Source organism: Flavobacterium sp. P1_E4, from assembly GCF_056405915.1.
In genome coordinates, this window is sequence record NZ_JBFUBE010000009.1 from 120,260 (window position 1) to 133,664 (window position 13,405).

At 34.8% G+C, this 13,405-nt stretch carries 9 protein-coding genes; 3 read left to right on the top strand and 6 right to left on the bottom strand.

Translation table 11 applies throughout. From position 1 onward, the window contains the following. Window position 1 precedes the first annotated feature (1 nt). A complete protein-coding gene (locus AC1DY0_RS10865) occupies window positions 2-1,270 on the bottom strand; it encodes a tetratricopeptide repeat protein (RefSeq protein WP_477188618.1) in 1,269 nt (422 codons plus the stop codon). A 317-nt stretch (window positions 1,271-1,587) separates the two neighbouring features. Between AC1DY0_RS10865 and AC1DY0_RS10870 the strand changes: the two genes are divergently transcribed. The 3 genes from AC1DY0_RS10870 to AC1DY0_RS10880 all read left to right on the top strand — a co-directional run bounded on the left by AC1DY0_RS10870 (window position 1,588) and on the right by AC1DY0_RS10880 (window position 3,838). Next, entirely contained in the window at window positions 1,588-2,016 is a 429-nt protein-coding gene (locus AC1DY0_RS10870; RefSeq protein WP_477188619.1) for an ArsR/SmtB family transcription factor, read from the top strand. A gap of 107 nt (window positions 2,017-2,123) precedes the next feature. Continuing rightward, window positions 2,124-2,840, top strand: coding sequence for a DsbA family oxidoreductase (locus tag AC1DY0_RS10875; protein WP_477188620.1), 717 nt, complete (start codon window positions 2,124-2,126; stop codon window positions 2,838-2,840). A 17-nt stretch (window positions 2,841-2,857) separates the two neighbouring features. Beyond that, the gene (locus AC1DY0_RS10880) at window positions 2,858-3,838 is read left to right on the top strand and encodes a Gfo/Idh/MocA family protein (RefSeq protein ID WP_477188621.1); all 981 of its coding nucleotides are present in this window, start codon (window positions 2,858-2,860) and stop codon (window positions 3,836-3,838) included. A gap of 248 nt (window positions 3,839-4,086) precedes the next feature. On the opposite strand, the gene AC1DY0_RS10885 is transcribed toward AC1DY0_RS10880, so the two are convergent. The 5 genes from AC1DY0_RS10885 to AC1DY0_RS10905 all read right to left on the bottom strand — a co-directional run bounded on the left by AC1DY0_RS10885 (window position 4,087) and on the right by AC1DY0_RS10905 (window position 13,389). Continuing rightward, window positions 4,087-6,480, bottom strand: a complete 2,394-nt coding sequence (locus AC1DY0_RS10885; protein ID WP_477188622.1) for a glycoside hydrolase family 95 protein — start codon at window positions 6,478-6,480, stop codon at window positions 4,087-4,089. A gap of 93 nt (window positions 6,481-6,573) precedes the next feature. Next, on the bottom strand, window positions 6,574-7,149 hold the full coding sequence (locus tag AC1DY0_RS10890) for a transposase (RefSeq protein ID WP_477188623.1): 576 nt from the start codon (window positions 7,147-7,149) through the stop codon (window positions 6,574-6,576). A 131-nt stretch (window positions 7,150-7,280) separates the two neighbouring features. Further along, window positions 7,281-9,242, bottom strand: coding sequence for a sialate O-acetylesterase (locus AC1DY0_RS10895; RefSeq protein ID WP_477188624.1), 1,962 nt, complete (start codon window positions 9,240-9,242; stop codon window positions 7,281-7,283). A 362-nt stretch (window positions 9,243-9,604) separates the two neighbouring features. Further along, window positions 9,605-11,119, bottom strand: a complete 1,515-nt coding sequence (locus AC1DY0_RS10900) for a cellulase family glycosylhydrolase (protein ID WP_477188625.1) — start codon at window positions 11,117-11,119, stop codon at window positions 9,605-9,607. 35 nt (window positions 11,120-11,154) lie between these two features. Continuing rightward, the gene (locus AC1DY0_RS10905) at window positions 11,155-13,389 is read right to left on the bottom strand and encodes a glycoside hydrolase family 3 C-terminal domain-containing protein (RefSeq protein WP_477188626.1); all 2,235 of its coding nucleotides are present in this window, start codon (window positions 13,387-13,389) and stop codon (window positions 11,155-11,157) included. Window positions 13,390-13,405: the final 16 nt, after the last annotated feature.

Genomic DNA, 13,405 nt, shown 5'->3' on the forward strand with positions numbered 1-13,405 from the left:
TTTATTCACCAGATGCCAAAGCTCCTCTAGATGAATTATTAATATTTGTAGTATTCATAGTGTTCATTAATTGTTTTACACTACTATTGTAAGGATCAATACTAACAACTTTTTGAAGATTTGTAAATACACTTTTTACAATTTGTTCCTTTTGCATTTTCAATTCTCCGAAAGTTTTTTTATCAGAATCTGAAGTTCCCAAATACTCATTCATTTGGTTCCCAATTTTAATACTTTTCTCAACCAATAATGCTGAAAGATTCACATATGCCTCTGCATATTTAGGATTCATTTCAATAGCTTTTTTATAATAGTATTCTGCTCCCTCATAATACAGTTCATTTTGGCAATTCACACCTAAATTGGTAACTAATTCTGCATTATTGGGATTTGATTCAATAATAACCGACACAAGATTATCGAAATAACTATAATCTTTTGTTTCTAAATATAAATTAGCTTCAACCAACGCTAAAGATAAATCTTGACTATCTAAGTTTCTAGCCTGTGAAATTGCTTTCATTGCTTTTTCTTTATAGCCACTTTGCACATAAATCATAGCAATACTTTTATAGATATCAGCCTTTTTAGATTGAAATTCTTGTCTAGGTCTGAAATGGGTTCCATTTTGAATTTGAGCATTTCTTTCTTTAACTGTAACAAAATATTCATCCTTCAATTTACTTTTACTGTAAGCGATATAAACTTCAATATTTCCAGAATAATTAATAGCTTTTAATTCTTCATAACATTTTAAGGCCATTCCATTTTCATGAGCTCTTTTATAACTAACTGCAGCATTATATAGTTGCAGCGTATCTTTTTTATCTATTAAATAAGCTTGATAAAATTTACTGGAAGATTCAGTAAAATTCGCAACTGTTAAATCCTCATTGGCACTATTAACAAGTCCTTCTTTTATTTTACCCAATGATTCGATTGCTTCAGAAGTATATTTATATTGATTAGATTCTTTCTCAACTTCAATCAAGTCATTAAATGTAGTAACAGCTTGTGAAAGGTTTTTGGAAGTATTAATATTTTTATTAACCAAATCCAATAAAGCAGTTCCTTTTAGATAGTAAAAATGAATTCTATCTTCATCCGAAGCATTGCTAATCAAATACTCAACTGGAGACAAAATTGCAATTACTTGTTCCGAATTACCAGCTTTTGATTCCTTTTGAGCGGCTTTAATTTCATTTTTTTGAGCATAAGTCAAAGGAATAAACAATAACAAACTAAAAAGGGTTTTAAAAATACTTTTCATAAATGGTAGTTTAAATTAATAAAAAAGGCAAATGTTGGGACACTACATGAATCAAACAAAGAACCAAAACCTTCTAAAAAAAATCAATCTCACTATTTAAAAATCTTAATACTTTTTTGATATTTTCAAAGCTATCAATTAAAAAATTCTCATTTATACGTATTTATACGTGAATTTTAATGTGTAAATCATATGTATTTAACATAAACTCAGAAAAAAATTAGATAATAGAAAATTAAAGGAAAAGAAAAAATGCAAACAAGATACTGTATGTAAAATATAATCGTTAAATTACGATATGTATTAATTGGCAGATTATGGGAACTACTAAACACTTAGATTTCGATTTAGAAACAAATGCGATAGCTGAAATCTGCAAAGCACTAGGCCATCCTACACGTATGCAAATTATGACCTTATTATGGAAAAAAAACAATAGAACCTGTGGTGAAATTGTTGCTTTAATTCCATTGGCTCAATCAACGATATCCAAGCATTTATTGGAATTAAAAAAAGCTAATTTATTAAACGTAAAAAACGAAGGAAAGAAAACTATTTATTCTATTGAAGTTGACAAAATACAAATACTTAAAAAATATTTGACCAATTATCTTTCGAATAGGGCAATCTCTAATGAAAAAGAAACAATACCTATAAAGACCAACCCAAAAAAGAAAAAGGAAGACAAAATATATTTGAAACAATACAACTATCAATTTCCTGATAAAAAAAACAAAAAAGACTAAATCAATTCTCTGCCTTTTCACAATAAAATCCTAAAAGAGAAAGCTTCGAAACTCAATTTCTTAATTTTGCAGTTCAAATCATTTGGCTTTGCCTGAAAAAAATTAAAATGGAAAATCAATTAAAAATACAAATCTGGTCTGATGTAATGTGTCCGTTTTGCTATATCGGAAAAAGAAAAATGGAAGAAGCACTTTCGCGTTTTGAAAATAAAGATTCTGTTGCCATCGAATGGAAAAGCTTTCAATTAGACCCTACATCAAGCTCTCAACCTGGAAATAACAGCATAGATTATCTAGCCAAAAAATACAATCGCGATAGAGAATGGTCAGTAGCGATGCATGACAGTGTTACTCAACAAGCTAAAGCAGTGGGACTGGATTATCATTTTGAAAAACTGATTCTTGCCAATTCCTTGAATGCACATCGTTTATCACATTTAGCAAAGAAAAACAATCTTGGAGATGCTTTTGAAGAACTTTTGTTTAAAGCCCATTTTACAGAAGGAAAGGATGTAGATGACAAACCTACATTAACACAACTCGCAATTAAAGTAGGATTAAAAAGAGAACAAATTGAATCTGTTTTAAATTCAAATAGTTATACCAAAGAAGTAATTAAAGATCAAGAAGAAGCACAAGCTATTGGTGTAACAGGAGTTCCTTTCTTTGTATTTGATAATAAGTATGCCGTTTCAGGGGCCCAATCCCCAGAAGTATTTTTGAATACTCTTGAAAAAACCTGGAAAGAAGGTGGTTATACTTCAAACATTGTCCTGCAAAACACAACAGATGAAAATAGTTGTGGTATCGACGGATGTGACTAAAACTATTGTAATAGAATATGAGTGAAAATACCAAAACAATTCGTTGGGGAATAATTGGCTGTGGCAATGTAACCGAGCTAAAAAGTGGTCCAGCCTATCAAAAAATCGAAGGATTTACTATTGAAGCAGTAATGCGCAGAGATCCCGAAAAAGTAGCAGATTACGCCAAAAGACATGGCATTCCTAAGTTTTATACTGATGCCGATGCCTTAATAAATGATCCTGAAGTTGATGCTGTCTATATTGCAACACCACCCGACACCCATAAATATTACGGACTAAAAGTAGCAGAAGCGGGAAAACCATGCTGTATTGAAAAACCATTAGCGCCAAACCATCAAGATTGCTTAGCCATTGCTGAGGCTTTTGAAGAAAAAAACATCCCTGTATTTGTTGCTTATTACAGACGAACTCTTCCAAGATTTGAACAAATAAAAAAATGGATTGATTCGAAAACCATTGGCGAAATCAGGCATATCAGATGGCATTTAAGCAAGCCAACAACTGATCAAGACCGTTCTGGTGAATATAATTGGAGAACCGACATAAAAATCGCTACAGGAGGCTATTTTGATGATTTAGCAAGTCACGGACTGGATTTGTTTATTCATTATTTTGGACCAATAAAAGAGGTTTCTGGAATAAGTCTTAATCAACAAGGATTATACTCTTCAAAAGATGCCTGTGTAGCAAACTGGCTACATGAATCTGGAATAACGGGGAGCGGAAGTTGGAATTTTGGTACTTTTGAACGTGAAGATGTAGTTGAAATTTATGGCAGAAAAGGTAAAATCACTTTCTCTGTTTTCGAAAATATTCCATTAATTCTTAAAACTGAAGAAGGAGAAACTAAACACCAAATAGAACATCCAGAAAATATTCAGCTATATCACGTAGAACAAATGCGCGAACATCTTTTAGGAAATCAAGAACATCCATCCAACGCATTCACAGCGACTCATACCAGCTGGGTTATGGATCAAATCATTGGAAACTAAATTTCGTTTACAATTTAATATAGAAGCAAAAGCATCAGGTATTTTTTGGTTATATGGTTCCCGCTATCCGTTATAATCTTTTTATTTTTAAAGAAAAACAAAAAGGATTTTCACTACTATCGGGGCTAAAGACAAACATTTGGCTTTTTTGTTATTATTTACAATTGGAATCGAGCTCAGATCATAAAATAAAAACAGAGGCAGTTAAAATTAACTGCCTCTGTTTTTATTTAAACCAATGATCAAGATTACCAAGTCAAATCAATCTTTTGGCCTTTCTTCAAAGTAATATTTTTCTTTTTGTCTCCGCTAATAAGCGTTGTTTTTCCTCCAGTTTTAGATAAAACAGTAACTTTTTGAAGTATTTTATTGTTCCATTCCAACGCAATTTCAAAACCTCCTCTGGCACAAATTCCTTTTGCAGATCCACTTTCCCAAGCATCAGGCAATGCAGGTAATAATCTGATTTCATTTTCATTGGACTGCACCAGCATTTCGGCAACGGCTGCGGCTCCTCCAAAATTACCGTCTATTTGAAACGGTGGATGCGCATCGAATAAATTTGGGTATGTCCCTCCTCCTCTTCTTGGTTTTTCCGTTTTCTTTCCATCAGGATCTACGTATCGAAGTAATTCTCTAAACATTTTATAAGCACGGTTTCCATCCCACAATCTTGCCCATAGATTAATGCGCCAACCTTTTGACCAACCCGTTGTTTCATCGCCTTTTATTTCAAGTGTTTTTTTGGCAGCATTCGCTAATTCTGGCGTTTTTAATGGCGTAATATGGTCACCTGGAAAAAGTCCAAACAAATGTGATTGATGACGGTGTTTTGGGTCTTCGTCATTCCAGTCAAAATACCATTCTTGCAAATTACCTTTTTTACCTATTTGATAAGGATAAAATTTAGAAAGAGCAGTTTCTAGTTTTGACCTAAAATCAGCATCAATATCTAAAACTTTTGATGCTTTTATTGTTTTATCAAAACACTCTCTGATCATCGCCAAATCAGCCGTTCCGCCATAAAGGGTTGCTCCAACAAAACCATCGGGAGTGACGTATTGATTTTCGGGTGAAGTAGATGGTGAAGTGATTAAATTTCCGTTTTTATCAGTAACCAACCAATCCAAACAGAATTCGGCTGCTCCTTTCATCAATGGATAGCCTTCTTTTTTTAAATAATTTTTGTCTCCAGTAAAAACATAATGCTCCCAAATGTGCGTACTTAGCCAAGCCCCCGCTATTGGCCAACAAGCCCACATTGGGTCTTCTTTACCAAACTGCCCCACGGGATTAGTCATTGCCCAAATATCTGAATTGTGTGCTGCTGCCCAACCTTTGTCAACTCCATAAAAAGTTTTGGCCGTTACTTTACCCGTTACCGAAAGGTTTTTAATGAAACTCAAAAGTGGCAAATGCATTTCGGAAAGATTGGTGTTTTCTGCCAGCCAATAATTCTCTTCCAGATTGATATTCATCGTGTAATTACTGCTCCAAGGCGCATTTAAGTGCGGATTCCAAAGCCCTTGTAAATTGGCAGGAACTCCCTTGGTTCTAGAACTACTGATTAGCAAATAGCGACCATACTGAAAATACAGAATCTCTAAATTTTTATCTTCGTTTCCGTCAGCGTATCGCAATAAGCGTTCGTCAGTAGGCAAATCAGGAGCTGCTGTTTTTCCTAGATTTAAACTTACACGGCTGTAATATTTTTGATAATCGGCAATGTGTGCTTGTTTTAATTTATCGAACGATTTTGCAAAAGCTTTGTTCAAATTGGTCGATGCTGTTGCTTTATCATTAATTCCTTCGGTTGCGGGATTTTTGTCAAAACCATTGAAACTGGTTGCAACGGACACGTAAATCAAGGCTTCGGTTCCGTCTTTTAAACCCAAACTATTGGCGGAGCTTACAATTGCGCCATCTGTACTTTTGATTCTTATCAAATTAGTAAAACGTGTTCCTCTTTCTTTTTGCGCCAGAAAAAGAAGTGGAACTGAATAGCCTTCGTTTTCATGAATCGGTGCTACACCGGTCATAGTAAGCAGATTGTTTTTTACCTCAACATCCGATTTTAATAAACTACTGGATTTAATGTCAAAATTTAAAGCGCCTTTTTTACTGCTTGTTAATTTGATAACCATAATTTGGTCTGGTGCCGAAACAAAATATTCTCGGGTATATTTTACACCGTCAATTTCATAACTGACTTTGGAAACAGCATTAGAAATATCCAATTCTCTATGATAATTGGAAGCTTTTCCTGTGTGGAAATTATTAATTTCCATCGTTCCAAGTGGCTGATAAGACTCCGAATTCTTGCCTTGAACTTTCTTATTCAATTCTTCTGCCAGTTTATAGTTTTCGTTTTTTAACGCTTCGCGAATGGCTGGTATATTTTTGTAGGCTTCCGGATTCATGCTGGCATTTACGGGTTCTCCCGACCAAAGCGTGATGTCATTCAGATAAATTTTATCTGATTCCACACCGCCAAAAACAGTTGCACCCATTTTCCCGTTTCCTAAAACTAGGCTTTCTTCAAAAAATTCTGCGGGCTGTTTGTACCAAAGGACATTGGAGGATTGCGCTGTATTTTTTACTGAAAAAATGGCAACAAAAAAAAATAGGTATAAATTTTTCATATTTATTTATTTTATCTGAATTGGTACAGACGGATTCGTACGTACAGACGGGTTTCAAACCCGTCTCTACCACCATCACCACCGCATAATCTATCAAAAAAAACAATCCTCTTTCCACTTTTTTGGATTGTTTATAATATAATTTTCTATTCTATGATATTCCGATTCATTCCTGATTATATGATCATGAAAACGTTCCTGCCAATTGGATACTCCTTTTGAATTCCTGTTTTCATTAATTCTTCTGGATGAAAATGATTTTAATGCACGCATAAATTCAAATACTCCGTGCGCCTTTTTTTCAAAATTATCTGTATTTTCTGCACAGATGGAATCATCCGTAGTACAGACGGGTTTCAAACCCGTCTGTACAATGCAATTGGGAATCGCTATTTTTGAATTATCCACGCTTACGATACAATGAATATGATTGGGCATTATTTGAAATGCTCCCAATACAATATTACTATAATGATTAGGCAAATCAAACCAACATTCGGATACTATCATCCCATATTCATTCAAAATCATATCACCATCTTTTATATATCCAAATAAATGCCCTCGGTTTTTGGTACAGATTGTGATAAAATAACTTCCTTCATTATTGTAATCCCACCATTTGGCTCTGGCAGTTTCAACACGATATTTCCCTTGGAATTTTTGCATTTATTTATTTTAGGCATATATACAAAATTTTTAAATACAATATGCTCTTGTTCCACAGCAGAACGTCCAAATTTTAAACTCTTGTAACCAATTAACACATTATAAATAAACGGTTTAAAGCTATTCGAAAATTATTTACTGACATTATATTTTTCATTAGCCGTTATCATTTCCCAATTATCAGTTCTAAAAGGGGATGCAGGGAAATTTTCTTTATTGAAAAGATTGATTTCTGTATCATCATCTGCCCAACCGTAATGAACAGCAACTGGATTTGTCACGCTTTCGCTGAAAACGATTACTTTGTTGTCTTTAATACTAACTTTTGCAGGGTAAAAAACTTTATCGGCTCCTGCAACTTCAAAACCTTTCAGATTTCCATTTATATCAGTTGTTGACAAACCGCTCCCAATGGACGCAAAGCTTACTGTAATCTGGTTTCCTTTGATGTCCATTGCTTTGTACATTGGCCCACTGCAAACTTGTTTTTTACCATAAACATCGTTCAAGGCAATAGCTGCTAAACGTTTTGCAACATCTTGCTTGTTTGTTGGGTGAATGTCTTTTGCATTTCCAATATCAGTAGTTACTGCCATTCCGGTGTTTGGCACTTTCAACGTTTCGGTTTGTGCTTCGCGAAGTTCTGCCCAACGACTGCCTTTTTTACTGTTTCCTCCAAACTCATCAAAGGTTGACAACTGCACAAAATAGAAAGGAAAATTGCCCTGATTCCATTTGGTTCTCCAGTCGGTAATCATCAACGGAAATGCTTTTTTGTATTGATTGGCTCTCCAAACATTGGCTTCGCCCTGATACCACAGAACTCCTTCAAAAGCATATGGAATTAATGGATTTACCATCGCATTATACAATAACGAAGGATAACTGTTTGGCGAAACCGAAATTTTTATCTGTACCACATTAAATTTCCATAGTCCATCAATGGGCAAATTGAAATCTTTGAAATCGATTCTCAAATCGGCTGGATCACCATAAATACCGCCACCTCCACTATAATCAGTAATTTTGACAGCGATTACATTTGATCCTTCTTTTAAAACACCAACTGGAATTTTATAAACTCTTTTTGAATCCCAAATATTGTTGGTTCCTACTTGTACTCCGTTGACATAAGTCTGGTCTTCATCATCAACTTTAGACAAATACAAAACGGCTTCTTTTTTTGCTTGTTCTGCAGACAAAACAATGGTTTTTCGCATCCAAACCACTCCGTCAATATTTCCAATTTGCTGATTTTCCCAAAGAGAAGGCACTTTTATTTCTGGCCAGTTGGTATCATTAAATTTCAATTCTTTAAACTGAATTTGATCAGCTTCCGTCACTTCAAAACCCTGAATTTTTTTGATATTGTCTAAAAGTGATTTTTTGTATGTTTCAAAAATAACATCCATATCTACCGAAGGTACACCGGCAATCATCTCTTTAAATTCATCACTCTTCTGAAAAGCTTCACGACTTGTCCAAGTTTCTACACAAGTTCCACCCCAAGAAGTATTGATGATTCCGATTGGAATCTTTAATTCGGCATATAATTTTTTGGCAAAAAAGTAACCCACTGCCGTAAAATCTTTGACATTTTCTTTATTGCAAACGGCCCATTTTCCTTCTTTTAAATCCTCTTTTGGCACACCGCTCAAATCTTGAGCCACACCAAAATGACGAATCATAGGATAATTTGAATCGTTTATTTCTGCTTGAGCATTCATTGTTTTATACACCTGAAACTCCATATTGGACTGTCCCGAACAAATCCAGACTTCGCCAACTAAAACATCTTTGATGACAATTTTGTTTTTCCCTGTTATGATTAGTTCAAAAGGTCCTCCTGCCTTTTCGGCATTTAAGCCAATCGTCCACTTACCGTCTCTATCTGCTTGAACAGTTTTGATTTGCTTATTAAAGCGAACCTCAACTTTTTCATTTGCATCTGCCCAACCCCAAACAGGAATTATTTTGTTGCGTTGCAAAACCATTCCGTCAGAAAACAACAACGGCATTCGGACATTTGCATTAGCTACCAAGTGGAATACAAGAAACAGGGCCAGTAGCCCTGTATTTATAAACTTTTTCATAATAAATTATAATTATTTTACTTTTTTGAAACGATAATAATATAGTATTTTTTATAATAGGGCTGTCCGTAATTAGCACTAGACTCCCCAGTATCAGATAATGATGGTTTTAGAACAACAAATAGTCATAAACAACAATTTAATTAATACATAAAACAATTTATTTGTTTTTAATAACAATTAAATTGTTGTTTATGATAATTAAATTAATCTATATAACAATTAAATTATTGTTTATTATAATTTAATTAATCTTTACGATAATTAAATTAATGTTTTTAACAATTAATTATCACATTAAACAATATGACCATCCTTTAGTTCATGAAAAACCTTTAAATCAAAGATTTTATACAGCTATTTTATTTCAATCCATCCTTCAATCCAGTCAATGCCTGAGCATCAAAAACCGTATTAGTACTTCTATCGAACAAAGACATCGTGTTTAACCCTAAATTTCCAGCATCCCAGTAAAAAGGTATTAAGCCATTTACTTTTGACTGTTTTACGACATACTTGTAAAAATCTGCTCTTGATTTTAGATGTAATGTTAATGCATCACCTGTTAAATTTGAACGTCTTATTGCACCAAATTCTCCCAAAATAACCGGAATTCCTTTGTCTACAAATTGTGTTTTCATCGATAGGAAAAATTTATCCACATCAGCTTCTTCTCCCCAAGTTGGATTGTGAGCAGTATCGGTAGTTGAATGATTTCCTGCTCCCCAATAATAAGCCATTTTACCCCAATCAGCATCTTCTGTCATAAGACAAAATTGATAAGGATAAAAGTGAACCTCAGCCATCATTCTGTTAGCTACTTTATCCGTTGGCAAAGCAGTCATTAATTTATTTGTTTTTTCGATATCTGTGGATGGCCCTTGAATAATTAAGTTACGATATGCATTTTTTCCACCTGTAGAACGAACAGCATCAATAAATGTCTGATGATACGAATTCAAGACTGCCATTTGAGTTGCATTTTCAACGTTTGGTTCATTAGCACTAGCAAAAAGCAAATGCTCATCAAAATCGCGTAAACTGGTTGCTATTTGTTCCCAAAAAGCTTTTTGCTTGGCATTATTTGCTTCTTTCTTTTCTTCGGTACAATTATTTTCCAGCCATCCGCCGTCCCAATGGATATTAACGATAACATACATATCATTATCAATACAATATTGCACTACTTCTTTTACTCTAGCTAACCTTGCTGCGGTGATTTGTGCGGTTGTTGCATTAGCAAACTGATTCCAGGAGCAAGGAATTCTAATAGCATTAAATCCATTTGCTTTAACCAAATCAATCAAGGCTTTGGTAACATTTGGATTCCCCCAAGCTGTTTCGCCTCCAGGTGTGGCTTCCAAAGTGTTTCCAATATTCCAGCCCAATTTCATTTTGGCGGCCAATTCTACAGCTGTACTTGCCATTCCTGTTGCATCATCTGCGATTGGATTAGTATTATAACCAGGGTATAAACCCGTAACAACGGTACCGGTACCTGCAGCCTGTGAAACTGAAATTTTCACTGATTCAGCTTCACTTGAACTTATAGTTACTGTAGCAGTTCTTGCAACGGTAGTTGTGTTTTCTAAAGCAGTAATTGATACTAAACTAGTCCCATTTGTTCCCGAAGTTTTACTTAATTGAATCCAAGCAACGGTTGAAGAAATAGCCCATGCCTTAGCGTCAGTGGTAACGGCCACACTCGCAGAATTTCCTTTGGCAACAAAATCTATCTTGTTAACATCTGTTGTAAGTGTTTTCGCTGCTGGTTTTGTTTCCTCTGGAGTTCCATTATCTGAGCTACAGGCAACAATACTTAAAAAAGCAAAGCATAGAAAAAAAATAAATCCATATTTTTTAATCTTGTTATTCATAATAGTATTTGTTATTGGTTAATTAATAGCAATTGTTATTTTATGGTAACATCAATTTTATTCTTGATATCACGAGAAGAACTTCCAATATTCAAAGTGTAATTTCCTGGCTCCACTGTCCATTTTTTGGTTTCCACATTGTAATAAGCCAATTCTTTTACAGGAACTTTAACCGTTACTGTTGCAGAATTTCCAGCTTTAACCAATACTTTTTGGAAACCTTTCAATTCTTGATCAGCACGGGTAATTTTTGAATCCGATTTAGAAGCGTATAATTGAACAACTTCTTTACCGTCAACTTTTCCAGTGTTTTTAACTGTTACAGAAACTGAAATTGTTTCATCAGCTGCGTATTCTTTTTTATCTGTTTTTGCATTATCGAAAGCAAAAGTCGTGTATGACAATCCGTATCCAAAAGGATAAAGAGGTTCAATTTTTTTGGTATCAAACCAACGGTATCCAACCAAAATTCCTTCGGCATAATCTACCGTTTTACCACCAGGGAAGCTGTTTGTAGCGTGTGCTGGTGAATCCATAATGTTTTTTGGCATAGTCCAAGGTAATTTACCAGAAGGATTAATTTTTCCTAACAATACATCAACCAATGCATTTCCTCCTTCAGATCCGTTGAACCAGTTCCAAACCAAAGCATTCGTTTTATTTTTTATTGCTTCAATATCAAAAGGCGCGCCTGCAACCATAACCACAATGGTTCTTGGGTTTACAGCCAATACTTTTTGAATCAATTCCTCTTGTCCAAATGGCAACTTTAGACTTCTACGGTCAGAGGCTTCGGTTTCATAATCACGATTGGAACCCGCAAAAACAATTGCCACATCAGAATTTTTGGCAGCTTCAATTGCTTCCTCAAATTTAGCAGGATCCAATTGATCGATGGTTATAGGGCCATTCATAGTTATATCTCCTAATTTACCAACCTTTTTTTCTTCGTAACGCTCTAAATAGCCTTCAGCATAGTTGATTTTGATTGAGCTTGGCAGTTTACTTTTCAATGCATCCAAAGGTGTAACCTCTCTTTTGGTTTTTACACCTGCGCCAAATCCGCCCAAGGCATTTTTCTTGGTTGCATTATTTCCAATTATTGCAATAGACTTAACACCATCTAGTTTCAAAGGCAATGCGTTATTCTCGTTTTTCAACAAAACCACTGATTCTGTTGCAATTTTATAGGCATCTTGGTAATGTGCTTCAGTAGCAATACTCCCTTTAACACGGTCTTTACCGCCCATTGCTTTTACTTGAAATAAGACTCCTAATATTCTTTTTACGTGTTTGTTAATTTCGGCTTCTGAAATTTCTCCAGCTTTGACAGCGGCAATTAATCTATCGGCCAAGAAAAATTCGTTGAACTTTGTTGTAGGTGTTCCCATTTCGATATCCAAACCGCTATTCAAAGATTTTACTGTGGAATGCACCGCAGCCCAATCAGAAACAACTACTCCTTTGAAACCCCATTCGTCACGCAATACTTTATTTAGCATATAATCATTTTCACATAAATATTCGCCTCTAAACTTGTTATAGGCTCCCATTATACTATACGCTTTAGCTTCTTTTACGGCCGCTTCGAATGCTGGCAAATAAATTTCACGCAGGGTACGCTCGTCCATTTGAACATCAATAAAATCACGGTTGGTTTCTTGGTTATTGGCAGCAAAGTGTTTTACACAAGCCATAACATCGTTATCCTGTAAACCAATAACCATTTGTACAGCCATTTTTTTGTTCAAAAATGGATCTTCGGTCATATATTCATACGTTCTTCCTCCAAGTGGAGTTCTCACAATATTAATTGCAGGCGAAAGCAGCATATCTTTGTCTCTAGCACGCAATTCCTGCCCCACGCTATTACCAAAAGTGTACCCTAACAAAGGATTCCAAGTTGCAGCCAAAGCTCCCGCTGCTGGATAATAAGTCGCAAAATCATTGGTTAATCCCGCAGGAGCCCAACTATCACGAGAAATTTCTTCACGAACTCCAAGTGGTCCATCGGCCATTTTTAATTCTGGAATACCTAAACGTTTTACACCTCCATTAGCAAACATACTGTTACCGTGCAGCATACCTATTTTTTCTTCCAATGTCATTTTTGAAATCAGCTGGTCGATTTCGGAATCATATTTTGAAGTTATAGATTTTGCCACAGTAGATTCTTTGGCTTTTGTATTTTTAACCGTTTGTGAATTGGCATTGTATCCTGCAACCAATAACATTGAAAAAAAGGATAATTTTATTATTTGATTTTTCATAACTAGGTAATTTTTG

What these genes read in the sequence shown, in the direction of transcription:
- AC1DY0_RS10870 (WP_477188619.1), top strand. Translation starts at nt 1,588, where the DNA reads ATGGGAACTACTAAACACTTAGATTTCGATTTAGAAACAAATGCGATA.
- AC1DY0_RS10895 (WP_477188624.1), bottom strand. Translation starts at nt 9,242, where the DNA reads ATGAAAAAGTTTATAAATACAGGGCTACTGGCCCTGTTTCTTGTATTC.
- AC1DY0_RS10900 (WP_477188625.1), bottom strand. Translation starts at nt 11,119, where the DNA reads ATGAATAACAAGATTAAAAAATATGGATTTATTTTTTTTCTATGCTTT.
- AC1DY0_RS10890 (WP_477188623.1), bottom strand. Translation starts at nt 7,149, where the DNA reads ATGCAAAAATTCCAAGGGAAATATCGTGTTGAAACTGCCAGAGCCAAA.
- AC1DY0_RS10880 (WP_477188621.1), top strand. Translation starts at nt 2,858, where the DNA reads ATGAGTGAAAATACCAAAACAATTCGTTGGGGAATAATTGGCTGTGGC.
- AC1DY0_RS10885 (WP_477188622.1), bottom strand. Translation starts at nt 6,480, where the DNA reads ATGAAAAATTTATACCTATTTTTTTTTGTTGCCATTTTTTCAGTAAAA.
- AC1DY0_RS10905 (WP_477188626.1), bottom strand. Translation starts at nt 13,389, where the DNA reads ATGAAAAATCAAATAATAAAATTATCCTTTTTTTCAATGTTATTGGTT.
- AC1DY0_RS10875 (WP_477188620.1), top strand. Translation starts at nt 2,124, where the DNA reads ATGGAAAATCAATTAAAAATACAAATCTGGTCTGATGTAATGTGTCCG.
- AC1DY0_RS10865 (WP_477188618.1), bottom strand. Translation starts at nt 1,270, where the DNA reads ATGAAAAGTATTTTTAAAACCCTTTTTAGTTTGTTATTGTTTATTCCT.